The organism is Bradyrhizobium sp. F1.13.3 (assembly GCF_040548265.1).
Lineage (GTDB): Bacteria > Pseudomonadota > Alphaproteobacteria > Rhizobiales > Xanthobacteraceae > Bradyrhizobium.
Window position 1 is genome coordinate 78,824 of sequence record NZ_JBEPRI010000003.1, and the last position, 25,075, is coordinate 103,898.

Annotated in this window: 22 protein-coding genes and 1 pseudogene; 15 read left to right on the plus strand and 8 right to left on the minus strand. The window is 63.5% G+C overall.

All coding sequences use genetic code 11. The features are described from left to right. The first annotated feature begins 108 nt into the window (after positions 1-108). From ABIB66_RS10080 to ABIB66_RS10095, 4 genes are all read left to right on the plus strand, one after another. Positions 109-870: an SDR family NAD(P)-dependent oxidoreductase gene (locus ABIB66_RS10080; protein ID WP_354210216.1), complete on the plus strand. Its 762-nt coding sequence runs from the start codon at positions 109-111 to the stop codon at positions 868-870. A 43-nt stretch (positions 871-913) separates the two neighbouring features. Then, positions 914-1,750 carry an enoyl-CoA hydratase family protein gene (locus ABIB66_RS10085; protein WP_354210215.1) on the plus strand — a complete coding sequence of 279 codons (837 nt, stop codon included), beginning with the start codon at positions 914-916 and terminating at the stop codon, positions 1,748-1,750. A 94-nt stretch (positions 1,751-1,844) separates the two neighbouring features. Next, on the plus strand, positions 1,845-4,196 hold the full coding sequence (locus ABIB66_RS10090) for a bifunctional salicylyl-CoA 5-hydroxylase/oxidoreductase (RefSeq protein ID WP_354210214.1): 2,352 nt from the start codon (positions 1,845-1,847) through the stop codon (positions 4,194-4,196). A 55-nt stretch (positions 4,197-4,251) separates the two neighbouring features. Beyond that, positions 4,252-5,502, plus strand: a complete 1,251-nt coding sequence (locus tag ABIB66_RS10095; protein ID WP_354210213.1) for a flavin-dependent oxidoreductase — start codon at positions 4,252-4,254, stop codon at positions 5,500-5,502. Between the two features lie 2 nt (positions 5,503-5,504). Here the strand turns inward: ABIB66_RS10095 and ABIB66_RS10100 are convergent, their stop codons facing one another. Beyond that, positions 5,505-5,960: a cupin domain-containing protein gene (locus ABIB66_RS10100; RefSeq protein ID WP_007601580.1), complete on the minus strand. Its 456-nt coding sequence runs from the start codon at positions 5,958-5,960 to the stop codon at positions 5,505-5,507. A gap of 29 nt (positions 5,961-5,989) precedes the next feature. Next, entirely contained in the window at positions 5,990-7,165 is a 1,176-nt protein-coding gene (locus ABIB66_RS10105) for an ABC transporter substrate-binding protein (protein WP_354059605.1), read from the minus strand. Positions 7,166-7,440: 275 nt separating this feature from the next. On the opposite strand from ABIB66_RS10105, the gene ABIB66_RS10110 reads away from it, so the two are divergent. The 3 genes from ABIB66_RS10110 (at position 7,441) to ABIB66_RS10120 (ending at position 10,250) form a co-directional block, all read left to right on the plus strand. Next, positions 7,441-7,932, plus strand: coding sequence for a MarR family winged helix-turn-helix transcriptional regulator (locus ABIB66_RS10110; protein ID WP_027566696.1), 492 nt, complete (start codon positions 7,441-7,443; stop codon positions 7,930-7,932). Between the two features lie 146 nt (positions 7,933-8,078). Further along, the gene (locus tag ABIB66_RS10115) at positions 8,079-9,770 is read left to right on the plus strand and encodes a benzoate-CoA ligase family protein (RefSeq protein ID WP_354210212.1); all 1,692 of its coding nucleotides are present in this window, start codon (positions 8,079-8,081) and stop codon (positions 9,768-9,770) included. 15 nt (positions 9,771-9,785) lie between these two features. After that, positions 9,786-10,250, plus strand: coding sequence for a RidA family protein (locus ABIB66_RS10120; protein ID WP_275169813.1), 465 nt, complete (start codon positions 9,786-9,788; stop codon positions 10,248-10,250). Between the two features lie 45 nt (positions 10,251-10,295). On the opposite strand, the gene ABIB66_RS10125 is transcribed toward ABIB66_RS10120, so the two are convergent. Continuing rightward, positions 10,296-11,024: a CBS domain-containing protein gene (locus ABIB66_RS10125; RefSeq protein ID WP_354210211.1), complete on the minus strand. Its 729-nt coding sequence runs from the start codon at positions 11,022-11,024 to the stop codon at positions 10,296-10,298. Between the two features lie 20 nt (positions 11,025-11,044). Here ABIB66_RS10125 and ABIB66_RS10130 point away from each other — a divergent pair, with 20 nt between their 5' ends. Beyond that, the gene (locus ABIB66_RS10130) at positions 11,045-11,635 is read left to right on the plus strand and encodes a hypothetical protein (RefSeq protein WP_354210209.1); all 591 of its coding nucleotides are present in this window, start codon (positions 11,045-11,047) and stop codon (positions 11,633-11,635) included. Then, a complete protein-coding gene (locus ABIB66_RS10135; protein ID WP_354254742.1) occupies positions 11,632-13,482 on the plus strand; it encodes a PHA/PHB synthase family protein in 1,851 nt (616 codons plus the stop codon). The genes ABIB66_RS10130 and ABIB66_RS10135 overlap by 4 nt, the downstream gene beginning before the upstream one ends. Here ABIB66_RS10135 and ABIB66_RS10140 read toward each other — a convergent pair. Then, complete coding sequence (locus tag ABIB66_RS10140) at positions 13,479-14,450, minus strand: CHAD domain-containing protein (protein ID WP_354254743.1); 972 nt, start codon at positions 14,448-14,450, stop codon at positions 13,479-13,481. The genes ABIB66_RS10135 and ABIB66_RS10140 overlap by 4 nt on opposite strands. Before the next feature lie 12 nt (positions 14,451-14,462). Next, positions 14,463-15,989, minus strand: coding sequence for a bifunctional aminoglycoside phosphotransferase/ATP-binding protein (locus ABIB66_RS10145; protein ID WP_354254744.1), 1,527 nt, complete (start codon positions 15,987-15,989; stop codon positions 14,463-14,465). 195 nt (positions 15,990-16,184) lie between these two features. On the opposite strand from ABIB66_RS10145, the gene ABIB66_RS10150 reads away from it, so the two are divergent. Next, positions 16,185-17,015, plus strand: coding sequence for a universal stress protein (locus tag ABIB66_RS10150; protein ID WP_354210202.1), 831 nt, complete (start codon positions 16,185-16,187; stop codon positions 17,013-17,015). A 70-nt stretch (positions 17,016-17,085) separates the two neighbouring features. After that, complete coding sequence (locus ABIB66_RS10155) at positions 17,086-19,779, plus strand: bifunctional acetate--CoA ligase family protein/GNAT family N-acetyltransferase (RefSeq protein ID WP_354254745.1); 2,694 nt, start codon at positions 17,086-17,088, stop codon at positions 19,777-19,779. Positions 19,780-19,788: 9 nt separating this feature from the next. Here ABIB66_RS10155 and ABIB66_RS10160 read toward each other — a convergent pair whose 3' ends face one another. Both ABIB66_RS10160 and ABIB66_RS10165 read right to left on the minus strand, forming a co-directional pair. Continuing rightward, positions 19,789-20,277, minus strand: coding sequence for a phage holin family protein (locus ABIB66_RS10160; RefSeq protein ID WP_354210198.1), 489 nt, complete (start codon positions 20,275-20,277; stop codon positions 19,789-19,791). Then, the gene (locus ABIB66_RS10165) at positions 20,278-20,553 is read right to left on the minus strand and encodes a hypothetical protein (protein WP_354210197.1); all 276 of its coding nucleotides are present in this window, start codon (positions 20,551-20,553) and stop codon (positions 20,278-20,280) included. It lies immediately after the preceding gene. 176 nt (positions 20,554-20,729) lie between these two features. Between ABIB66_RS10165 and ABIB66_RS10170 the strand changes: the two genes are divergently transcribed. From ABIB66_RS10170 to ABIB66_RS10180, 3 genes and pseudogenes are all read left to right on the plus strand, one after another. Beyond that, positions 20,730-21,866 carry an MlaE family ABC transporter permease gene (locus ABIB66_RS10170; protein ID WP_354210195.1) on the plus strand — a complete coding sequence of 379 codons (1,137 nt, stop codon included), beginning with the start codon at positions 20,730-20,732 and terminating at the stop codon, positions 21,864-21,866. Positions 21,867-21,868: 2 nt separating this feature from the next. Beyond that, a pseudogene (locus tag ABIB66_RS10175) lies at positions 21,869-22,636 on the plus strand (ABC transporter ATP-binding protein). A 3-nt stretch (positions 22,637-22,639) separates the two neighbouring features. Continuing rightward, positions 22,640-23,743, plus strand: coding sequence for an ABC-type transport auxiliary lipoprotein family protein (locus tag ABIB66_RS10180; RefSeq protein WP_354210192.1), 1,104 nt, complete (start codon positions 22,640-22,642; stop codon positions 23,741-23,743). A gap of 6 nt (positions 23,744-23,749) precedes the next feature. On the opposite strand, the gene ABIB66_RS10185 is transcribed toward ABIB66_RS10180, so the two are convergent. Further along, positions 23,750-24,064 (minus strand): c-type cytochrome, encoded by a 315-nt coding sequence (locus ABIB66_RS10185; protein ID WP_354210191.1) that lies wholly within the window; start codon positions 24,062-24,064, stop codon positions 23,750-23,752. Positions 24,065-24,212: 148 nt separating this feature from the next. Here ABIB66_RS10185 and ABIB66_RS10190 point away from each other — a divergent pair, with 148 nt between their 5' ends. Further along, positions 24,213-24,923: a helix-turn-helix domain-containing protein gene (locus ABIB66_RS10190; protein ID WP_275169827.1), complete on the plus strand. Its 711-nt coding sequence runs from the start codon at positions 24,213-24,215 to the stop codon at positions 24,921-24,923. The last annotated feature ends 152 nt before the right edge of the window (positions 24,924-25,075 follow it).

Here is a 25,075-nt window from a genome sequence, read left to right on the forward strand (position 1 = left end):
GTCTTCTGCATGCGGCCGTTCGCGAGGCCGAGTCGAGCTTTGTTTGCAAAAGTTTGAAGGTTAAAATATATCGAGAGAGCGATCAGCAGAATGCAAGGAAGCCAGCGCATGTCCGGATTACCGCATTCGCCGCACGCGCTGGTGACCGGTGGCGGTCGCGGCATTGGTCGCGCCATCGCGACAGCGCTCGTCAAGGCGGGTGCTACTGTGACCGTCCTTGGGCGGAACGCTGCGACGCTTGAAGAGGCTGTCGGCGCAGGGGCAGCGCATTTTGCGGCCGTCGCCGACGTCTCGGACGAAACCTCAATGAACGCCGCCATCGCTCAAGCGAGTGCGCGGCAGCCGATCGATATTCTGATCGCCAACGCGGGAAGTGCCGAGTCGGCGCCGTTCGCCAAATCCGACAGCGCCCTGTTCGCGCGCATGATGGACGTCAATTTCATGGGCGTGGTCCATGCTGTCAGCGCTGTGCTGCCCGGGATGAAGGATCGTCCCTATGGCCGTATCGTCGCGATCGCGTCGACGGCGGGGCTCAAGGGATATGCCTATGTCAGCGCGTACACCGCGGCCAAGCACGCTGTGGTCGGTCTCGTGCGGTCCCTTGCACTCGAGATGGCTGGCAGCAACGTGACCATCAACGCAGTGTGTCCCGGTTTCACCGACACGGATCTCGTCGCCGGCAGTATCGAGAATATCATGAAGAAGACGGGGCGTAGCCGCGAGCAGGCCATTGCCGAGCTCGCGAAACATAATCCGCAAGGGCGATTGATCTCTCCACAACAGGTCGCGGATGCCGTGCTCTGGCTGTGCGGCGAGGGCGCCGGCGCAATCACCGGGCAGGCAATCGCCGTTGCCGGTGGTGAGATTTAGCGCGCATGGCAAAGGCGCGGAGCAAGCAAGCCAAGGAGATCGCATGAGCAGACCAGCCAATCCCGTGACCTTACCGCTTGCGGACTATTCGCCGCAGCATTTCCTGCTGGCCGTCGTCGATGGTGTTGCAACAGTCACGCTCAATCGTCCGGAACGGAAGAATCCGTTGACCTTCGAGAGCTATCGCGAACTCACCGATTTCTTTCGCGCTTGCGCGTTCGACGATGCGGTCAAGTCCATCGTCGTGACCGGCGCTGGTGCCAATTTCTCGTCCGGCGGCGATGTGTTCGAGATCATCGGGCCGCTCGTGAAGATGGACACCAAGGGGCTGACGGCGTTTACGCGGATGACCGGCGACCTCGTCAAGGCGATGCGGGCCTGTCCGCAGCCGATCGTTGCTGCGGTCGAAGGCATTTGCGCCGGCGCGGGCGCGATCATCGCCATGGCGTCTGACATGCGGCTTGCTGCCAGCGGGGCCAAGGTTGCCTTCCTCTTCAACAAGGTGGGCCTTGCCGGTTGTGACATGGGCGCCTGCGCGATCCTGCCGCGGATCATCGGACAGTCCCGCGCTTCCGAGTTGCTCTATACTGGACGGTTCATGACTGCGGAGGAGGGCGAGCGCTGGGGCTTCTTCAGCCGCCTCGTCACGCCGGAGCAGGTGCTGCCCCAGGCACAAGTGCTGGCCAGGCAAATCGCGGAGGGGCCGACCTTTGCCAACACCATGACCAAGCGGATGCTGGCCATGGAATGGGCGATGTCGGTGGAGGAGGCGATCGAGGCGGAAGCCGTTGCTCAAGCGCTGTGCATGACGACCGCCGATTTCGAACGGGCCTTCGAGGCCTTTGCCAACAAGGTCAAGCCGGTCTTCAGGGGCGATTAAGCCGGGCTTTGCCGCAGGCCTGCCGCAATGGGGACTTGCGTGAAATTATTTTAGGCTTAAAATAGTTTCGCCGGGTTGAATTGGCGAGGCTCCCATGAAAGTCGCGATCATCGGTGGCGGACCTGCGGGTCTCTACGCTGCAATCCTGCTGAAGAAGCAGCGGCCGGGCGCCGAGATCGCGGTGTACGAGCGCAATCGCGCCGACGACACCTTCGGCTTCGGCGTGGTGTTCTCGGACGCCACGCTCGATAATTTCGAGAAGCACGACCTTCCGAGCTATCGCCGCATCACCCAGGAGTTCGCCTACTGGGATGACATCGCCGTGCACTTCCGCGGAACGGTCCATCGGGTCGGCGGCAACGGCTTTTGTGGCTGCTCGCGGCAGAAGCTGCTCCTGATCCTGCAGGCACGCGCGCGCGAATTGGGGGTCGTCCTGAATTTCGAAGCGGACGTCGAGGACGAATCCCGCTTCGCTGACGCGGATCTCATCCTGCTCGCGGACGGCATCAACAGCCGCTTCCGCGACAAATACGTCGATCATTTCGTGCCGGAAGTCGACCTCCGTGCCAACAAGTTCGCCTGGATGGGCTCGACCAGGCCGCTGGATGCCTTCACCTTCATCTTCCAGGAGACGGAGTGGGGGCCGTTCATCGCCCATGCCTATCAATATGAAGCCGGACATTCGACCTGGATTTTCGAGACCGATCCGGAGACGTTTGAACGCGCCGGGCTGACGGGGTTGAACGAGACCCAGTCCGCTGCGCGAATGGCGGAGATCTTCGGCTGGTTCCTCGATGGGCACCAATTGCTCACCAACCGCTCGACGTGGCGCAACTTCCCGATGATCCGCAGCAAGCGCTGGGTCAAGGACAACATGGTTCTGCTGGGCGACGCCAAGGCGAGCGCGCATTTCTCGATCGGCTCGGGCACCAAGCTCGCAATGGAAGACGCGATCGCGCTGGCTGACGCCATGGAGAAGGCGCCCAGCATCAAGGCGGCGCTGGAGGTCTATGAGCACGGCCGCCGCGAAGAGGTCGAGAAGACGCAGCACGCCGCCGACGTCTCGCTGGTCTGGTTCGAGCATGTCGACCGCTTCTGGGATTTCGATCCTGTGCAGTTCGCCTTCGGCGTGATGACGCGCTCGAAGGCGATCACCTATGACAATCTGAAGCTTCGCGCCCCCGACTTCGTGGCGGAGGTCGAAACATCGTTTGCCAGGCGTGTTCGTGATAGCGGTTTCGACGTCGACACCAAGAAGCCGATGGTGCCGCTGTTCCAGCCCTTCCGGCTGCGCGAGATGGAGATCGCCAATCGTGCCGTGGTGTCGCCGATGTGCATGTACTCGGCGAAGGAGGGCGTGCCGACCGATTTCCACCTGGTGCATTACGGCTCGCGCGCGATCGGCGGCGCTGGCCTGATCTTCACGGAGATGACCTGCGTTTCCCGCGACGCCCGCATCACGCCGGGCTGCACAGGATTGTGGAACGACGAGCAGGAGGCGTCCTGGCGGCGCATCGTTGATTTCGTCCATGCCAATTCAGCCGCAAAAATCTGCCTGCAACTGGGGCACGCCGGGCGTAAGGGTGCGACGAAGCTGATGTGGGACGGCATGGATCGTCCGCTGGAGGAGGGCGGCTGGGAGGTGTTTTCCGCATCGCCGCTGCCCTATTTCCCCGACAGCCAGGTTCCGCGCGAGCTCGATCGCGCCGGCATGAACGCAGTGAGAGATGCTTTCGTCGCGGCGGCCGAGCGCGGCGAGCGCTGCGGCTTCGACATGCTCGAACTGCACTGCGCCCACGGCTATCTGCTTGCGAGCTTCATCTCACCGCTGACGAACACCCGCACGGATGAGTATGGCGGCTCACTCGAAAACCGCCTGCGCTTTCCGCTCGAGATCTTCGAGGCGCTGCGGGCCGCGTGGCCGTCGCACAAGCCGATGTCTGTGCGCATTTCCGCGACCGACTGGGCCGAGGGCGGCATCGGCGGCGACGATGCGGTGGCGATCGCGCGCGCGTTTGCCGAAGCCGGCGTCGATCTCGTGGACGTCTCGACCGGACAGACCGTGCGCGATGCGCAGCCGATCTACGGCCGCATGTTCCAGACGCCGTTCTCCGACCAGGTCCGCAATGAGGCGCGCGTGGCCACGATGTGTGTCGGCAACATCACGACCGCCGACCAGGCCAACACCATCCTGGCTGCGGGCCGGGCGGACCTCGTCGCGCTCGGGCGGCCGCATCTGGTCGATCCCTCCTTCACCATGAGGGCTGCGGCCTGGTACGGCGCGGGCGACGCGTTCTGTCCGCCGCAATACCTTCCCGGAAAAGATCAGATTTTCCGCAACAGCGTGCGCGACCGGCAGGATCTCGAGGAGCTGAGAATTAAGGCTAAGCCCAAGACCCGGGCCGAGCTCAAGGCGGAGGCGACAAAGCCGCTTGCGGCTGAGTGACCGCCCGTGCGAATTTGGCCGTATTGCCTGGTGTGTACCGAGTGGAGTGAGGGCGATGAAGGCGATTATCGTCGGTGGCGGTATCGGTGGTCTCACCACCGCATTGATGCTGCGCTCGCGGGGCCTCGCTTGCGAGATTTTCGAGCAGTCTGACACCATCCGCGAGCTTGGCGTCGGCATCAACACGCTGCCGCATGCCATGCGCGAGCTGGCAGCTCTCGGCCTGCTGCAGCAGCTTGACGATGTCGCGATCCGCACCGACCAGCTCTATTACCTCAACCGTCACGGTCAGGAAGTCTGGCGCGAGGCCCGCGGCATCGACGCCGGCCACGATGTGCCGCAATTCTCGATCCACCGCGGCCGCCTTCAAGGCGTCATCCATCGGGCGGTCGAGGAGCGACTCGGGCCGGAGGCCATCCACACCGGCTGCCGCCTCGGTGCCTTCACGCAGGACGAGGCAGGCGTCACGGCTTACTTCTTCGACCGCTCAGGCGCACACATCCATACCGCGCGCGGCGACATTCTGATTGGTGCCGACGGCATCCATTCGCGGGTCCGTGACACGCTGTTCCCGAGCGAGGGTCCGCCGTGCTGGAACGGTCTGATGCTGTGGCGCGGTGCGCGGGATTGGCCGCTATTCCTCACCGGCAAGTCGATGATCGTCGCCGGTGGCCTCAACGCCAAGGTGGTGATCTATCCGATCGCGGAGGGATCGAGCCCGGCGAGCCGTCTCACCAACTGGGCGGTGCTGGTGAAGGTCGGCGAGGGCAATGCCCCGCCGCCGCGCAAGGAAGACTGGTCGCGGCCGGGCCGTCGCGAGGATCTGATGCCGCATGTGGCGCGCTTTTCGGTGCCTTACGTCGACGTGAAGAGCCTGATCTCGGCCACGCCCGAGTTCTACGAATATCCGACCTGCGACCGCGATCCGTTGCCCTATTGGTCGTCGGGCAGAGTCACGCTGCTCGGCGATGCCGCGCATCCGATGTATCCGGTTGGCTCCAATGGCGCCTCGCAGGCCATCCTCGATGCACGCTGCCTCGCCGACGCGCTGGTGCGCGCCGAGCATCCGCGCCAGGCGCTGCTTGAATACGAGAAGAAGCGCCTGCCCATGACCGCGGACATCGTCCGGTCCAACCGGCGCGGCGGCCCCGAGGGCGTCATCGACGCTGTCGAGCAGCTCGCGCCTGATGGTTTCGATAATGTCGACAACGTGCTGAGCTATTCCCAGCGCGAAGCCATCGTGCGCGGCTATGCCACCAAGGCCGGCTTCGCCGCAGTGCCGGGACTTGCGGCGGTGCGGGCGTGAATCTAACCGCCGGGAGGCGGCGGCAGGAAGTGGATATTGAACTCGGCGGCCATCGCCACCACGTCCTCGGGCTTCTGTTCCTTCATGTTGTGAAGGCCCCAGAACAGGTCGAACAGCTTGCGGGTCGGTGACACCCAGAACAGCACCTTCGCGGTCTGCTCCGATTTGTTGAAAATGCCGTGCGGCACGCCCATGCCGAGCCGGATCAGGTCGCCCGCGGTCGCTTGTGACTCGGAATTGCCGAGCATGAAATCGAGCTTGCCCTCCAGCATGTAGAGATATTCATCCTGGTCGGGATGAATGTGCGGCGGCACGAACGTGCCCGGCGGCAGCGTCGCATGCCAGGAAAAGCTGTGCTCGGTGTTGCTCTTCGGCACATAGGTCTGGCCGAGGATGTTCCAGGAGATGCCCTGGATCCCCTCATTGGCCCGCGTGATGCCGGTGATTTCGCTTTTCATTGTGATCCTCCCTCGACGCGACCTGCGGCTTAGTTCGCCGCCTTGCAGTCCTTGGCGTAGCGGTCGCCGTAATTCTCGAAGACTTTCTGGACGATCTCGGTCTGGAACTTGCCGTCCGCGCGCTTGGCGACCTTGGTCAGGTAGAAGTCCTGGATCGGATAACCGTTGGTGTTGAACTTGAAGGCGCCGCGCAGCGAGGTGAAGTCGGCCTTTTTCAAAGCGGCCGCGACCGCGTCCTTGTTGGAGAGGTCGCCCTTCACGGCCTTGACGGCGCTGTCGATCAGCATCGCGGCATCATACGCCTGGAAGGCATAGGTGCCGGGCACGCCGTTATAGGCGGCCTCATAGGCCGCGACGAACTTCTTGTTCTGGGGATTGTCGAGATTGGGCGCCCAGTTCGCGCCGCCGAACATGCCGACCGCCGCGTCCTGCTGCGCCGGCAAGGTCGATTCATCCACCGTGAAAGCCGAGAGCACCGGAATGCTGTCGGCGAGGCCAGCCTGTTTGTATTGCTTGACGAGATTGACCCCGAGGCCGCCCGGCATGAACGTGAAGAGCGCATCGGGCTTCTGTGACGAAATCTTGGAGAGCTCCGGCTGGAAGTCCAGCGTGTTGAGCGGCATGTAGGATTCTTCGACGATCTCGCCCTTGTAGTCGAGCTTGAAGCCCGCGACCGAGTCCTTGCCGGCCTGATAGTTCGGCACCATCAGATACATGCGCTTGTAGCCGCGATCCTGCGCGACCTTGCCGAGGATTTCGTGCACCTGATCGTTCTGATACGAGGTCACATAGAAGAACGGGTTGCAGTCCTTGCCGGCAAACGTAGAGGGGCCGGCATTGGGGCTGATCAGGAAGGTTTTCGATTCCGTGACCGGCCGATGGATCGCCTGGAGGATGTTGGAGAAGATCGGGCCGACCACGAAGTCGACCTTGTCGCGCTCCAGAAGGCCCTTGACCTTGGTGACCCCTGCGTCCGGCTTCAACTCGTCGTCGACCACGACGACCTCGACATCGCGGCCGCCCATCTTGCCGCCGAGATCCTTGACCCCGAGCGCAAAGCCGTCGCGAACTTGTTGGCCGAGCGCGGCGGCGGGTCCCGAGAGGGTCACGATCACACCCAGCTTGATTTTCTCCTGGGCGAGGGAAGGGCTCACCGCGGTGCCAAGCAGCAAGGCGGCTGCGGCCAACGTCATTTGCGTCTTCATGATCTGTCCCTCGTGATAACCGGACTTGCGTTGCAAGCCGCTACTCCAATCCAAGTTTATGCCGATGATTGCTGCCGCGGCAAGCTAAGCTCAAGTCGTCATCCTGCGGGCAGCGGTGCATGCAAGCGGCGCGCCAATTATTTGAAGCCTAAAGAAATTGGCGTGCGGTTGATTGTTGCGGCTTTAGGCTTGCAGCCGGCTTCGATTTACTTGAAGCTCAAAACGTTGGGAATCCCTGCCGGGCGCCAGTGTCGGCCGTGAGTGACTGCATCAACATGCTCGATTCCGAGACCAAGGCCGTCGAAACTCCGGAGGATCACGCCGAAGAGCTTCGGCTGTGGTTGCGCCTCTTGACCTGCACGACCCTGATCGAGGGTGAGGTCCGTGGCCGGTTGCGGCAACGCTTCGACGTCACATTGCCGCGTTTCGACCTGATGGCGCAGCTCGACAAGGCGCCCGATGGCATGACGCTGTCCGATGTCTCCAAGCGCATGATGGTCTCGAACGGCAATGTCACCGGCCTCGTCGAGCGCCTCGTGGAATCCGGTCATCTCGACCGCCGCACGTCGGAGACGGACCGCCGCGTCCAGGTGATCCGGCTGACGAAACTCGGTCGCGCCGAGTTTCGCAGAATGGCCGCGGAACACGAAACCTGGATCGCCGATCTCTTCGCCGATCTGACGCCGAAGGATGTGCGCGAATTGATGCGGCTGCTCGCCAAGACCAAGGCATCGGCGCAGAAATCGGCCGGTCGCCGCCGGGCCTAGGCTGCGGCCGAGGCACCCACCAATCCCATTTGCCGCCGGAAAAAGCACGGGATGCCCAAAATCCGCTATTGCGCGAAATTGCTTTAAGCCTAAAATGTTTCCGAGTTAGTGCTGCCGGGTGCTTTCCATGCTGAAAGGAGCGTGCGATGGCCAACGCCGCCAAGGTTCAAGTTTCGGGCTCGCGTGACGACAGTGCCGCGACCGCCCATGTCGATACATTCGCGCGGCAGCATCTTCCGCCGCGAGAGTTGTGGCCGGAATTCATCTTCACACGACCTGAACTGCAGTATCCGCCCCGCCTGAACTGCGTCAGCTATTTCCTCGACCGCTGGGTCGAGCAGGAACACGGCGACGCTCCCTGCGTGATCAGCCCTGCCGTCAGCTACACCTATCGTGAGCTGCAAACACTGGTGAACCGCATCGCCAATGTGCTGGTCGGCAAGCTTGGTCTCGTCACCGGCGGGCGCGTGCTGCTACGCTCGGCCAACAATCCGATGATGGTCGCGACCTATCTGGCGGTGATCAAGGCCGGCGGCATTGTCGTGGCGACCATGCCGCTCCTGCGTGCCAAGGAGCTGTCCTATCCGATCCAGAAGGCGGAGATCACACTCGCGCTCTGCGATGGCAAGCTCGCCGACGAGATGGAGAAGGCGAAAGCCGCAGCCCCCGGTCTCAAGCGCGTGGTCTATTGGGGCAACGGCGCCGGTGACTCGCTCGAGGCGCTGATGGGGGATGCAAGTCCCGAGTTCAAAGCCGTCGATACCGCCTGCGACGACGTCTGCCTGATCGCGTTCACGTCGGGCACGACCGGCGATCCCAAGGGCACCATGCATTTCCATCGTGACATGCTCGCGGTCTGCGATGGTTACGCCCGCAACATCCTGCGCGCGGAGCAGAAGGATCGCTTCGTCGGCTCTGCACCGCTCGCCTTCACGTTTGGCTTCGGCGGCGTGCTGTTTCCGATGCACATCGGCGCCTCCTTCGTCGTGCTGGAGAAGACGGCGCCCGACGACATTCTGAATGCGATCGAACAGTACAAGACCACAGTCTGTTTCACCGCGCCGACCGCGTACCGGGCGATGATTGGCAAGCTTCCGGGCCGCGATATTTCCTCCCTTCGCAAATGCGTGTCCGCCGGCGAGACGCTGCCCAAGCCGACATTCGATGCCTGGCTGAAGGCGACCGGCATCAAGCTGATGGACGGCATCGGCTCGACCGAGCTGCTGCACATCTTCATCAGCGCGACCGAGGACGAGATCCGTCCCGGTGCGACGGGCAAGCCGGTGCCGGGGTATGAAGCGAAGATCGTCGACGAGTCCGGCAATGATTTGCCGCCGGGCACGATGGGACGGCTCGCGATACGCGGGCCGACCGGATGCCGCTATCTCGCCGACGAGCGGCAGCGCAAATACGTCCAGAACGGCTGGAACATCACGGGCGACACCTATCTGATGGATAGCGAGGGCTATTTCTGGTATCAGTCGCGCTCGGACGACATGATCGTGTCGGCCGGCTACAACATCGCTGGCACGGACGTTGAGGCGGCGCTGCTCACGCATCCCTCCGTCGTCGAGTGCGGGGTCGTCGGCGCGCCGGACGAGGCGCGCGGCATGATCGTGAAGGCCTATGTCATTGCCGCGCCGGGCGTAATGCCTGATGCCGAGCTCGTGGCCGCGTTGCAGGAGCATGTCAAACGCGAGATCGCGCCATACAAATATCCGCGCGCGATCGAGTTCGTGACGCAACTACCGAAGACCGAGACTGGCAAACTAAAGCGCTTTGCCTTGCGGCAACTGGCGCAGACCGCGGTGGCGTCCTCCGGCGTCGCGGCGGAATGAGAGAAGGATAGAGAATTGTCCGTGACGCCGCCGAAAGGCCCGCACCTCGCGGTGCTGCCGACAGCAGCCGAGGATGAAACCCGCTCCAGGGCGCAGGTGCTCCAGCCGTCCGGTTGGCCGGTGCCGAAAGGCTATGCCAATGGCATGGCGGCCGAGGGACGCATCGTCGTCACTGGCGGCGTCATCGGCTGGGATGCCGAGGAGCGTCTCGCGGAGGGTTTCGTCGCGCAGGTGCGCCAAACCCTAGGCAACATCGCCGCGATCCTCGCGGAGGCCGGTGCGCAGCCCGAGCATCTGGTGCGCCTGACCTGGTACGTCGTCGACATGGACGAGTACCTGACGAACCTGAAAGAGCTCGGCAAGGCCTACCGCACCATCTTCGGTGCGCACTATCCGGCGATGGCGCTGGTTCAGGTCGTCCGCCTCGTCGAGAAGGCGGCGCGCGTCGAAATCGAAGCCACCGCCGTCATCCCGCGCTGAACTGCGGCCGGTGCGTGCTCAGCTTGCCTTGGTCAGCTTGCCTTGTCAGCTTGCCTTGGCGAGGTCATCGTCCTCGGGCGAGTTCAGATATATTCCTGACATGGTGTCGACCCAGCAGAGATGGTCATGCACCTTCTTCACGCCGTTGACATTCTCCGCGGCGACGACCGCGGCCTGTCGCGCGCGCTCCTCGGTGATGACGCCGCTGAGATGAACGATGCCGTCGCGGACGATGACGTTCAGCCCGAACGGGCACCAGTCGTTCTTCTCCATGGTATGGATGATGCGGCTGCGAATGTGATCGTCGTCGGCGGTCGGATCGGGAACGTCTCGGGCGAGGTCCGCCACCGCCTGGAGCAGGTTCGCCCGCGACACGATGCCGACGATCTTGTCGCCGCGGATCACCGGCAGACGCTTCACATTGTTCCGTTCCATGAGATCGACGATCTCGGCAAGCGCCGTATCCTCGGTGATGGTCAGCGGCGAGGGGGTCATCACCTCCGACACCTTGCGGCCGTGCTCGTGGACGAAGTCGCCGGCCGATTTGCCGGATCCCAGAATGAACCGCAGCCAGCGCCCGCGCTTGCGTCCGGTGCCGATTTCGCTGCGGCGGATGAAGTCGCCTTCCGAGACCACGCCGACCAGCTTGCCGGCATCGTCGACGACCGTGAGACCGCTGACGTGCCGCTTCAGCATGATGTTTGCCGCCTCGACGATGCCAGTGTCTGGGGTGACCGAGATGACCGACCGGGTCATGATCTGATGGGCGCGCATGGCGGCCTCCGCTGATTGTGGTGACGTCTGAACTTGAGCTTAATCTCGGCATCGCGACTCGATTTGACGCAGGTCAATCGAGGAAAGTCGACTGCGATGGCTGGTTCGACTTGATGCAGCTCAACATTCCCGGCCCGGCTGGCTGTACCCTGATGGAGAAGCACCCCTTGTGGGTGATCAGGAGGCTGATCGTGAGTGAGCTCGTCCAGTTGCAAGAGCCTGCGGCCGAACCATCGCCCTCCAATCCAATTGCAGGGCTGGCCAGCGCGAACCAGCGTGCGCTGGATACCGCACTTGGTGCGCAGGGGCTCATATTCGAAGAGGTCGTGTTCATGGCCAACGAATTCCTGGACCGAACGCAAACCGAAACGCATTTATTTGCGGAGTTCGCGTCGAAACTGGCCGGCTCTCACTCCGTGAAGGATTGGACGACCATGTACCGCGAATGCAGCCAGCATCAGCTCGACTTCATTCGTCGCGACTGCGATCGGTATTTTCGGCATGGCGAACGGGTCGCGGCAGCCATCTTCGGCATGCTCAATGAGCGGTCGCGGCTGACCAGCGCTGTCGCTGACGGAAAATCAGAAGCCAATAAGAATATTCAGCCATGAACGTCACGCAGGCGTCGAACCTCCTGCTGGCCGGAGGGCAACTGACGTCCGAGCCGCCCGTCGATCTGGTAAAGAATTCCGCAACGCCGGCCGCGATCGTCCAGCAGCATCTTCCGGCTGCTGATGCGCCGCCGGTGCCCGAACCATACCCGCTCGATCGAGCCTTCCATGCGATGTTGGCGCGATTCACCGGTGGGATTTCGCCGTTAGCGCTGTCGCTCGCCTATCTCGATTGGAGTTCGCATCTTGCAGCAGCACCGCAGCGCCAACTGGAGAGGGCGCGCGACATCGTAGGGGACACCAGCCGGTATTTCGACGCCCTCGCGCATGCCGCTGCACCAGGCCAAAACCCCTGGTCGGTGATCAAGCCACAGGCGAAGGACCGCCGCTTCGCAGCGCCATTGTGGCAAAGCCCGCCTTTCAACCTGTTGGCACAATCGTTTCTCCTCGGAGAACGGTGGTGGCACGATGCTGCGACGGGTGTGCGTGGCGTCGCCCCCACGAATGAAGCAATCGTCGAGTTCTCGGGACGCCAGATGCTCGACATGCTTGCACCATCGAATTTCGCGGCCACCAACCCCGAGGTCCTTCAGAAGGCCTTCCAGAGCGGGGGAGAGAATTTCGTACTCGGCTGGCAGAACTGGTGCAGGGACTTGACGCGCATGCTTTCTACGAGGGAGCCGGCAGGCGACGAACAGTTCGTTGTCGGCAAAACCGTCGCGACGTCGCCCGGCAAGGTCGTCTATCGGAACGAGTTGATCGAGCTGATCCAGTATCATCCCACTACCGAAACGGTGCGGCCCGAGCCGATCCTGATCGTGCCGGCATGGATCATGAAATACTACATCCTCGACCTGTCGCCGCGGAACTCGCTCGTCAAATATCTGACCGGCGAGGGCTTCACCGTATTTGCGATATCCTGGCGCAATCCGAACGCGACCGATCGCGACGTGGCGTTTGATGACTATCGCACATCGGGCGTCCTTGCTGCGCTGGATGCGATCGCCTGCATCTTGCCGCGCCGGAAAGTTCATGCGCTTGGCTACTGCCTTGGTGGCACCTTGTTGTCGATCGCGGCCGCCGCGATGGCGCGCGACGGCGACAATCGGCTGAAGACAATCACGATGCTTGCTGCGCAGACGGATTTCACCGAAGCGGGCGAGCTGACGCTTTTCATCAACGAGAGTCAGGTCTCGTTTCTGGAAGACATGATGTGGGAGCGAGGTTATCTCGATACGACGCAGATGGCCGGCGCTTTTCAGCTGCTGCGCTCGAACGATCTGATCTGGTCTCGGCTATCGCACAATTATCTGATGGGGGAGCGGGCACCGCCGAGCGACTTGATGACCTGGAATGCCGACGCCACGCGCTTGCCCTATCGCATGCATTCTGAATATCTGCGCAAGCTGTTCCTCAGCAATGACCTGGCTGAAGGTCGCTATCGCGTCGACGGCAAGAGCATATCGCTCTCCGACATCCACACGCCTATGTTTGTCGTCGGCACGGTCAGAGATCACGTGGCGCCGTGGCCATCCGTCTACAAGATTCACTATCAGGTCGATGCCGATGTGACCTTCCTGTTGACAAGCGGAGGTCACAACGCCGGCATCGTCGCGCCTCCCGAGGAGCCCGGGCACAGCTACCAGGTCATGACGAAGGCGGAGGATGCACCCTACGTCGACAGCGACGAATGGCTGAAACTGGCCCCGCATGCGAAGGGTTCGTGGTGGCAAGAATGGTCCAGATGGCTGACTGCCCGCTCTGGTGAACTCGGTGAGCCGCCACGGATGGGGTTTGGGAACGTCAACAGCCTGCCCGACGCGCCGGGAGACTACGTCCACACCTAATCTTCAGGCTCCGCATTCGGCGCAAGGTCGGCGGAGCGGAACGGCTTGGCCTTGTCGAGTTTCCGATAAGCGTTCGAGGCGGTCCTCAACAGTTTCTTTTCGCGCTTGCGATTGAGGAAGCGAATGCCCGCCTCAGGGATAGCGTCGTTCAATGACGCCGCCAGGGTTTGCCCTCGCGCATCGTCGTTCAATTGCCCGAGGGACTTTTGCGCCTTGCGCAATTGCTTGAGGATCGACTTCTGCGTGCTCAGCGACTCGTCGGCGAACAGGTCCTCCAGCGACTCGATCGAATAGGTCAGCCGCTTGTTGAGAAGCCGCAGCTTGTGCCGTTTCTCGACGTCAAGCTTGCGGAGCTTTCGTGCTTTCTTGAGCAGCGTCTTTTGCCATTCCGTGAGTTTCGCTGTTGCGTGGTCGGCGAGCGTGCAGCGGCGTAGCCTGATGGCTTCCTTGCTGCGCCGGGTCGACCACGGGCCGCTCTCGATCCAGGCTGACGTCTGCTCGACGAGCCGGCGATATCGCGAGCATTGCAGCGCGCGCGCCAGCAAGCGGTGGCTCTCGGTGCGCTTCTCGTCCCAGTGCTGGAGCTCGGCAATCACGGTCAACTCGCCGCCACTCTCGGCGATGACCCGCTCGATTGCAACGTCGAGGTCCCGTACCATGCCGAGCTGGCCGTTCAGCCATTTCAGTTCGGTCCAGACCTCCGGCCGTACGGCGTCATCGACCGTCGGTGAGAAGAAGCGGATGGCGGTGCGCAGATGCGTCAGTGCAATCCGGATCTGGTGCAGCGCCTCGGGATCGCCGCGGCAGGTGCCGTCATGCTGGGCAAGAACGGCGTCGAGGTGACGGCGGGCGATGATCCGGAAGGCCGTGTCGCAGGCCATGCCGGGGCTGAGGCGGCCGGGCAGGGCATTGCGCCTCGCCGCAGGCTTGACGCGCGCGGCCGTCGAATTCGTGCTGGGTCGCGCCATTTGCAGATTGCCTTACTTGCTCTCGGCGATCGCGTCCCGGCAGTTCTGGAGCGTCTGCTCTTGCGTCCCGGATGCATCGATGGTCGCCCAACCGACATGGCCGATATTATAGTGCTCTTGCAGCGCGGCAACCTCTTGCGTGGCGTCGGATGCGTCGCCCCGGCGGCCGCCGATCCGCGCCTGCCGGGTCGCGAGATCCGCAACCAGAAACAGGCCGCTCAGCGGCACGTTGCACTCGCGCGCCAGTGTGGCGACGGCGTCTCGCTCGTCCTCACGGGCGAACACGCCGTCGATGATCGCGGAATGGCCTTGCGCCAGCACCCGCCCGGCGTGCTGAGCCAACATGTCGTAAACGCGGGCCGTGACCTCCGGCGTGTACGCGGATGCCGGCAGCCGGTCCGTGTCCTCGACCCCGAACATCTGCTTGCGGACGAGGTCGCTGCGCAGCACGACGGCCCCCGGCTGCGGCGTAACGTCCGGCGCGAGCGCGCGTGCCAAAATCGTCTTTCCGGTGCCTGAAAGTCCGCCGATTGCAATCAGTCGGGGAGCGGGCGGCTGGATCAGCGCGCGGGCGAGGCCAAAATAGCGCCGTGCACCGTCGAGAATGCCCGGATCATCGGAATGCGGCGGCTTCAGCCGTGCCAGCGCGACCTGGGCGCGGATCGCCGCCCGGATGGACATGAATAGCGGCAGTGCGGAGAGCGCGTCGAGATTTTCGGCCGGAGTCGCGGCGAGATAGCGGTTCAGCACGATGTTGGCCGCGCGTGGCTGATCGTGGTGCAACAGGTCCATCAATCCGAATGCGAGATCGTAGAGCACGTCGGTGGTTGCCATCTGGGCGTCGAATTCGATGGCGTCGAACAGCACCGGCCGCTCGTCGATCGCCACGATGTTCGCAAGATGCAAGTCGCCATGGCAGCGGCGCACGAAGCCCTGACGGCCACGCTCTTTGAGCAAAGGCCGGAGGCGGAGGAACATTGCGTGCGAGTCTCTGCCGAGCTGCGCGATCTTTTCGGCTTCGAAGTGATTGCCGGTCCGCAGGCCGTTGCTGTTGCCATCGATCAGGCCGGGGATGGAGGACACCCATGCGTTGCCGTCGGCGCGAACAGCCTGCGCATGCGAAGCCACGATCGCGTCGGCGACAGCCGAGGCAAAAGTGTCATCCAGCGCTCCGGCCTTGGCCAGATGATCCAACGTCCGGCTTTCGTCGAAGCGCGACATCTCGACTGCATACTCGATCGGCCGGCCGCTTCCGTCGACCTGCAGTGTTCCATCGGCTTCTTCCGTGATCGCCACAACGCGGTGATAGATCTGCGGCGCCAGCGGCCGGTTGATCCTGATCTCCTCTTCGCACGCCGCCTTGCGCCTCTCGAGCGTCGAATAATCGAGGAACGGAAATTGCACGGCGCGCTTGATTTTCAGCGCGCGCCTGCTTTCGAGAAAGACCGAAGCTGCGTGCGTATCGATCCGCCTTACGTTTGGATGATCCGCGGTGAGTGCCGCAAAGATCCGGTCCTGGGTCGCAGAATCGTCTGTCATTCCAGCTGGTACGTCCAGATGCGTCGGAAGGCGGCTCGCCCCCGCGATCAGGGTAATCCATAGAAGCAGATCCCGGCCAGTCCTTGACTTCGGTCAACGGCTGTCTCCGTCAGACCGGTCGGAGTTCCCGGGGCTTGACGAGGATCAAGCGTCCGGACCCGAGCCGGCCTATTCTGGCGCCTGAGGAGAATCCCGATGCCCATCAAGGACGTCTTTTTGCCGCTCGTCAGCCAGCCACGCGGCCCGGCCCTTGCTGCGATCGAGAAATGCGTGGCCGTTGCCGCCGACCTCGGCGCCAGGATCACCGCGCTTGCACTCGAGGAGGATGTTTTCGTGCGGCCGAAGGTGATGCTCCCCGATACGGCCGAGGCAAACGGGTCGCTTGGGGCGGGCGACAGTCAGCATCTCCTGGATGCGTTCACCGGTGCAACCTCCCGTACCGGCATTCGCGCTCAAAGCCGGTCGGCCAAGGTGCCGGCAGACCAGGTCGCGTCAGTCCTGGCGGAGCACGGACGCTTCAGCGATCTCACGCTGCTGCCCATGAAGCCGCACGACAGCCGAACCGAGCACATCATCGAGACGCTTCTGTTCGAATCCGGACGGCCCGTGCTGCTCTGCCCGGAGCAGCATGTGGACGAACTGCGCCCGGAATTCGAGAACGTCATGATCGCCTGGGATCACTCCGCGCGTGCGGCGCGGGCGGTCGGCGACGCGCTGCCTATCCTTCAGGCAGCAGCCCTGGTCCGCGTGGTGACCGTGGCGGACGACAAGTCCGACGCGATCGTGCAATCCGGGACGGCTCTCGTCGATCACTTGAGGGAACACGGGGTCTATGCCTCGTTCGAAACCGTGGCGGGCGGCGGCAGCTCGATTGGCAAGGTGCTCGGAAGCTGGGCGAATTCCCATGCCATCGATGCGATCGTGATGGGCGCCTACCATCATTCGCGCCTGAACGAGATTGTTTGGGGCGGTGTGACAAAGACCGTCATTGGCGAGCCACCGTGCTGGGTTATGATCTCCTACTAGGCGGGTCGCCAGTTTATCGGGTTTGATCGTCAACCATCGGAACCGCCACCGACCGGGCGCATTTGTTTTCATGTCAACCTACCGTCTGAAGAACCTGCTGTCGCCGCGTTCGGTCGCGCTCGTCGGTGCGAGCGCCCGCCCGGTCTCCGTTGGACGCGCCGTTCTCGAGAACATCCGCAAGGCTGGATTCACGGGACAGTTCGGCCTCGTCAATCCGCGCCATGCCGAGATCGGCGGCGTCGCGGCCGTGGACAGCCTCGACAAGTTGTCGTTCGTGCCGGAGCTTGTGGTCATCACCGCGCCGGCGCGCGCGGTTCCCGGCATTGTCGATCAAGCCGGGCGGCGCGGCTCGGCGGGCGCCCTGATCGTCTCGGCCGGGCTCGGTCACGGACCGGGGTCCCTCCACGAGGCCGCCATCGCTGCGGCCCGCAAATACGGCATGCGGCTGATCGGGCCGAATTGCTTGGGCATCATGATGCCCGGCGTGAGCCTGAATGCGAGTTTTGCCGCGCACATGCCGGGGCCGGGGAATCTCGCGCTGATCTCGCAATCGGGCGCGATCGCGGCCGGCATGGTCGATTGGGCCGCACAGCGCGGCGTCGGCTTCTCCGGCATCGTCTCGATCGGCGATCAAATCGACGTCGATATTGCCGATCTGCTCGATTATTTCGCGATGGATCACAAGACCCGCGCGATCCTGCTCTACATCGAAGCCATCAAGGACGCGCGCAAGTTCATGTCGGCCGCGCGCGCCGCGGCGCGGGTGAAGCCGGTCGTCGTGGTGAAGTCCGGCCGAATGGCGCAGGGCGCGAAGGCGGCCGCCACCCATACCGGTGCACTCGCGGGCGCCGACGCTGTCTATGACGCGGCGTTCCGCCGCGCGGGCGTCCTGCGGGTCTCCGATCTGCGCGAGCTGTTCGATTGCGCCGAGACGCTCGGCCGCGTCGAGTCGCCGGCGGGAAAGCGCCTCGCCATCCTGACCAATGGCGGCGGCATCGGTGTCCTCGCTATTGACCGCCTGGTCGAGCTCGGCGGCATTCCGGCCACCATCTCGGCGGACGCCCGCAAGAAACTCGATGACGTGCTGCCGCCGACCTGGTCCGGCGCAAATCCCGTCGACATCGTGGGCGACGCCGATGCGGCGCGCTACGCGGCGGCGCTCGAGGTGCTGCTCGCCGATCCCTACAACGACGCGGTCCTCGTCCTCAACGTGCAGACCGCGATCGCCTCGGCTGCCGACATCGCCACGGCCGTGACGGAGCTCGTCGGCAAGTACCGCGAGCAGCACCGCCGATGGGCGAAGCCCGTGCTGGCCGCCTGGGTCGGAGCCGATCAGAACATCGTTCAGGCACTCTCTGGCGCGGGCATCCCGAACTATCCGACCGAGGATGACGCCGTGCGCGGTTTCATGCACCTGGTCCGGCACCGCGAAGTGGTGGAGGAACTGAGCCAGGTTCCACCCGCGATGCCCGATACTTTCGTGCCGGACGCACGTGCCGCGAAGCAGATCGTCGCTGCTGCCATCGCGGACGGCCGCCAGTGGCTCGAACCCGTCGAGATCAAGCACCTGCTCGAAGCGTACGATATCGCGATGGTGCCCACATACGCCGCGGCCGATCTCGAGCAGGCGGTGGCCTACGCGAAAGACATCTTTGCGCAAGGTGCCACCGTCGTGCTGAAGATCATGTCGCGCGACATCGTCCATAAATCCGATGTCGGTGGCGTCGTGCTCAATTTGACGACGGTCGAGGCGGTACGCGCCGCCACCACCGATATTCTCGCCCGCGCGAGGAAGCTGCGTCCGCAAGCCCGCATTGAGGGCGTCATCGTGCAGGCGATGGTTGTCAAGGCGAAGGCGCGCGAGCTGATCCTGGGCCTCGCCGACGATCCGACCTTCGGCACCGTCGTCGTGTTCGGCCGCGGCGGGACCGCGGTCGAGATCATCAACGACAAGGCCCTTGCGCTACCGCCGCTCGATCTGCAACTGGCCCGCGACCTGATCGACCGCACGCGCGTGTCACGACTGCTTCGCGCTTACCGGGACGTGCCGGCGGTGAAGCCCGACGCCGTCGCCATGGTCCTGGTCAAGCTGGCGCAGATGGCCGCCGACATTCCCGAGATCCGCGAATTCGACATCAATCCGCTGCTGGCGGACGAAACCGGCGTGACCGCGGTCGATGCTCGCGTCGCGGTCGGGCCGCCGCAACGGAAGTTTGCCGGCTCCGGCGCCGCCAACTTCGCCGTTCGGGCCTATCCGTCGCAATGGGAGCGCCACCTCAAGCTCAAGGAGGGCTGGCGGATCTTCGCGCGGCCCCTGCGTCCGGAGGACGAGCCGACCATCCACGCATTCCTGAAGCATGTCACGTCGCACGACCTTCGTCTGCGCTTCTTCGCGCCGATGAAGGAGTTCACCCACGAGTTCATCGCGCGCCTGACCCAGCTCGACTACGCGCGCGCGATGGCGTTTATCGCATTCGACGAGGCGACCGGTGAGATGGTCGGCGTTGTCCGACTCCATTCGGACTCGATCTACGAGAGCGGCGAATATGCGATCCTGCTGCGGTCCGATCTCAAAGGCAAGGGACTGGGATGGGCTCTAATGCAGTTGATCATCGATTACGCGAGATCGGAGGGTCTCAAAGCGATCTCCGGTGATGTTCTCAGGGAGAACACCACGATGCTCGAAATGTGCCGGCAGCTCGGCTTCGAGGTGAAGCCGGATCCGGCCGAGCCGGATCTTTGCGACGTCAGGCTGAAGCTTTGAGCGCGCCCGTCAGGAGCGCGCTTCAGCCGGATTTGCGGCAGCGGAGTCCTTGGCCGTTCTCCGCAAAGTCTTGATCAGAACCGCAATCAGCGGCACCAGCACGGGCAACATCGTGCTGAGCGGATGGTGCACGGCGCCCGACACCTGGGCCTGGAATGTGCGTGCCTCGAGCTGAAGAGCTTCGATGGATGCGCCGTGAATCTCGTTGGCGAGTTCGATGTCGCGACCCGAAGGCGGCCGGCCGGCAATCACAAAGAGAATTGCTGCGAGGGCAAAATTGACGGCGCCGAGGATGGCCGCCGCGCCAATGGCACTCCAGATCTGCACCAGTGCGAAATAGGCGGACAGCTCCAGCATCAGCAGCCCGAACGCGGCGATCAGCGCCGCAAAGGCGCGCAAGCCGAGGCCGATCAGCAGGTGGCGCAGCCTGATGTCCGCGATAATCCTGTCGGTACGCCAGAGCACACGCAAATGCTTGACGACATTTTCCGTGTTCACCTAGTGCCTCCGCAGCATGAAGCCGACGACCACGCCGAGCGCGAAAGCCGAAGCCAGTGATGTGATCGGGCGGTCCGCAATGAGGCCCTGAAGCTGCTCCTGGTCCGCGTCAACGGTCTCGCCGAGTTCGGCGAGCGCGGCCTTGATCTGATCGGCAAGGGCCTCCGCGCGGGCTTTCGAACTGTCGAACATCTCCTCGCCGGCCGTGCTCAGCAAGCGTGTGACGTCAACCTTCAGCGTGCGCAGTACTTCGCTCATCCTGTCGCTGTCGAACATGGATCTGATTTCCCCGTTGAATGGAATCGAACCTAGGACCCGCCGGCGCGAGCGCGCTTGATTTGCGTCAAGGAGGCAGACGCGTCGTGGTCTTGAGACAGGTCAAACCGGCTGCCACATGCTGGCCTAGAATGACCGGCTGAATGGGGACCCGGTTGTCCCGATGAGGTGGAAGCGTGAACTCCGAACCGCTGTTGCTGGCAACGCCCTCCGGCGAAGAGCTGAAATTGTGCCCGGAAGGGCCGTGGATTGCCGCGAACGTGTCGATGCTGGAGACGTTGTCCCGGTCGGTCGGGGCGGATGTCGATCGATCCAGAACCGTGACGCTGGACATGTCAGGCGTCAGCGCGCTCGACACGCTCGGCGCCTGGGTCTTGGAAAAGCTGTCGCGCAGGGCCTCATCATCCGGTCGATCGGCCGAGTTTATCGGTGTCGCCGACCATTTCAGTGGCCTGATGGACGAGGTGCGTCAGGTCAACCGCCACACGCCGGCGCCGACGCCTGCACCCAACCCTGTCCTGCTCAGACTGAACGATCTCGGCAAGTCCACGGTCGGCGCGCGCGAAGACGTCACGATCTTTCTTCAAATGCTGGGCGCGTTGTTCATGGCCGTGATTGGCGTGCTGCGCCGGCCGCGCTCGCTGCGGCTGACATCGCTGATCTATCAGCTCTACCGCATCGGCTGGCAGGCAATCCCCATCGTCGTGCTGATCACCTTCCTGATCGGCGCCATCATCGCCCAGCAGGGATTTTTCCATTTCCGCAGGTTCGGCGCGGAATCCTACACCGTCGACATGGTCGGCATCCTGGTGTTGCGCGAGCTCGGCGTGCTGATCGTCGCCATCATGGTCGCCGGTCGCTCGGGAAGCGCCTACACCGCCGAGCTCGGCTCGATGAAGATGCGCGAGGAGATCGATGCGCTTTCGACCATGGGCCTCGATCCCGTCCACGTCCTGATCCTGCCGCGGGTTGTGGCCCTGGTCATTGCGCTGCCGATCCTTGCTTTCATCGGATCGATCGCCGCACTCTATGGCGGCGGCCTGGTCGCGCAGTTTTACGGCGGCATGGCGCCGGCGATCTACATCGCGCGGCTGCATGAGGCGATCTCGGTCGCCCATTTCGAGGTGGGCATTCTGAAGGCGCCGTTCATGGCGCTGGTGATCGGAGTAGTCGCTTGCAGCGAGGGCTTGCGCGTGAAGGGCAGCGCCGAGTCGCTGGGTCGACAGACCACGACGTCGGTGGTCAAGTCGATCTTCCTGGTGATCGTGCTCGACGGCCTGTTCGCGATCTTCTTCGCCTCGATCGGAATGTGATCATGAGCGAATCGCAAGAGCAGTTCGCGATCCGCGTTCGCGACCTCGTGGTCGGCTTTGGCCGGCAGACCGTGCTCGATCATCTGTCGCTCGACGTGCGCCGCGGTGAGATCCTCGGACTCGTGGGGGCGTCCGGCGGCGGCAAGTCGGTGCTGATGCGAACCATCATCGGTCTCATCCCGCGCCAAGGCGGGACCATCGAGGTCACGTGACGGCCAATCGGTGGCCGCACCGAAGGTGCGGCCACGACATGGGGCATCCTGTTCCAGCAGGGCGCGCTGTTCTCCTCGCTGACGGTCCGGCAGAACATTCAGTTTCCGCTCCGTGAAAATCTCGTCCTGTCGCAGGAGCTGATGGACGAGATCGCGATCGCCAAGCTCGAAATGGTCGGGCTGCGGGCGCAGGATGCCGATAAATATCCGGCGGAGCTATCCGGCGGCATGACCAAGCGCGTCGCTCTGGCGCGCGCGCTCGCGCTCGATCCGCCGATCCTCTTCCTGGACGAGCCGACCTCAGGCCTCGATCCGATCGCGGCGGGTGATTTCGATGCGCTGATCGGGACACTGCAAAAGACCCTCGGCCTCACCGTGTTCATGGTCACCCATGATCTGGCCAGCCTGACCACGGTTTGCGATCGCGTCGCCGCTCTCGCCGACGGCAAGATCGTGGCGATCGGTCCGATGCGCGAACTGCTGCAATCCGAGCATCCCTGGGTGCGCGCCTATTTCCATGGCAAGCGCTCGCAGATGCTGCAACACGAGATGAGATGAGACATGGAAACCCGCGCTCCCTACGTGCTGATCGGCAGTTTCGTCCTTGCGGCGATCCTCGCGGTGTTCGGCTTCGTCTATTGGCTGAACAACACCGGCGGCATCGGGCCGCGCACGAGCTATCACGTGCAATTCCAGGGCCCGGTGCCCGGTCTTCTGGTCGGCGCCGGCGTGCTGTTCAACGGCATCCGCGTCGGCGAGGTCACCCAGCTCGGGCTAGCGCCGGACAATCCACGCTTCGTCAATGCGACAATCTCGGTTGCTTCAACCACGCCGGTGCGCGCCGACAGCAGGGTCGGGCTCGATTTCCAGGGGCTGACCGGCGTGCCGGTGGTGACGCTGGAGGGAGGCGTCATCGTCACCAGATCCGGCGAGCCCCCGACCTTGATTGCCGAGGCGGGTGCGGGCCAGAGCATGACGCAGGCCGCGCGTGATGCATTGCGGCGGGTCGATACCGTGCTGGAAGACAATTCGGGCCCGCTAAAGGACACCGTCGCCAATCTCAAGATCTTCTCCGAGGGGCTTGCGCGCAACACCGGCAAGATTGACGGCATCTTGGCGGGCCTCGAGAAGATGACCGGCGGCGGAACGCCGGCGCAGAAAGTCACCTATGACCTGCGCACGCCGCAGAACCTCGGTCCGGCCGGCAAGACGCTCTCGGCGTCACTGGCCATTCCCGAGCCGACAGCGGTCGCCATGCTCCAGACCCAGCGCATGCTGTTCGCGCCCGGCGGCGACAATCCGGGCTTTGCGGACTTCCTCTGGGCCGACAGCATTCCCAAGCTAGTGCAGGCGCGGTTGATCGACAGTTTCGAGAATTACGACATCGCCCACGCGCCATTGCGCACGGCCGATCTCGGGCAGGCGGACTATCAGCTGCTGATCGACATCAGGCGCTTCCGTATTGCCACCGAGGGGGAGACACGGGTCGAGATCGGACTGTCGGCACGGATCGTCGACAAGAACGGCAAGGTGATTGCCTCGCGTCTCGTCGAGACCAGCGAAAAGCTCGACAAGGTCGAGCCGGCCCTAGCGGTCGCAGCGTTCGATACGGCCTTCACGCGCATCGCGAAGGAGCTGATCGGCTGGACGGTGCAGGCGGTGTGACGCCGGCTATTCCAGGGTCTTGAGGTAGGACAGCAGATCGTGGATCTGGTCCGGACTGAGCTCGAAGGCCGGCATGTCGGCGTGGCCGGTGTTGATGCCCTCGGCCAGCGCCTCCCCAAGGCTCTCGATTGGATAACGCTGGTGCAGGGCCCGCGGCGGCGGTGCGACCTTGAGCGGACTGTTCGACGCACGGTCGATCGCGTGGCAGCGCGCGCAATTGGCTCGCGCGAAGGCCTTGCCGCGTTGCTCGGACGGGGCCGCCAGGGCAGGCGTCATCAGAAGCAACCCGATCAACCCGTGACGCAGCGTTCCTTGCAGCATTTAAAGTGACCCCGTTTAAGTCTGGGAGAAGAATAGGGCGGGGATTCCCTCCAAAATTGATCTGGGTCAACCGGCTTTGGCGCAGTGCAGTAAAATGCAGCCGCGCGGCGGAATCGGCCTGATGGGCAGCCGGCGCTTGGAGCGGTCGATGAAGCCCGTAGTCACGATTGAGCCGAACTGGCAGCTCTGCAGCGATTGCGCTGTCCGCGCATCTGCGGTTTGTTCGTCGTTGGATGCGGTCGAGCTTCGGGAATTCGAGCATCTCGGTCGGCGCGTCCATTTTTCCTCAGGCGAGACTGTGTTCTCCGAGGAGGACATCACGACCTCGTTCTACAATCTCGTCGAGGGCGTCATGCGGCTGTACAAGCTGCTGACCGACGGCCGCCGGCAGATCGTGGGCTTTGCCTTGCCCGGCGATTTCCTGGGGATGAATGTTTCGGGCAGGCACAATTTTTCGGCCGATGCGATCGGCGCGGTGACCGTATGCCAGTTCGCTAAGGCACCTTTCGGCCGTTTCATCGAGGACCGGCTGCACCTCCTCAGGCGGATCAACGAACTGGCAATTCGCGAGCTGAACCAGGCCCGGGACCACATGGTCCTGCTCGGCCGCCGTTCGGCGGACGAAAAGGTTGCGGCCTTTCTGCTCGGCTGGCGCGAACGGCTGGTCTCGCTGAAGGGGGCGTCGGACACGGTTCCGCTTCCAATGAGCCGCCAGGACATCGCCGACTACCTCGGCCTGACCATCGAGACCGTCAGCCGCACCTTCACCAAGCTGGAGCGCCACGGCGTCATCGAGATCATTCATGGCGGGATCAGCCTGCTCGATCCGGCGAAGGTCGAGGCTCTGGCCGCAGCCTGATTCCGACGTAGCGCGGCTCAATTTTGACCGGGATCAATGCGTTCGGCCGCGTGCCCCGAATAATGCCTGAAACACAGGGGAGGGCATCATGCCGGCTGACGCGTTGCTTATGAGCATCATAGTCGTGGCAATCTTTGTCACATTCGCCGGGG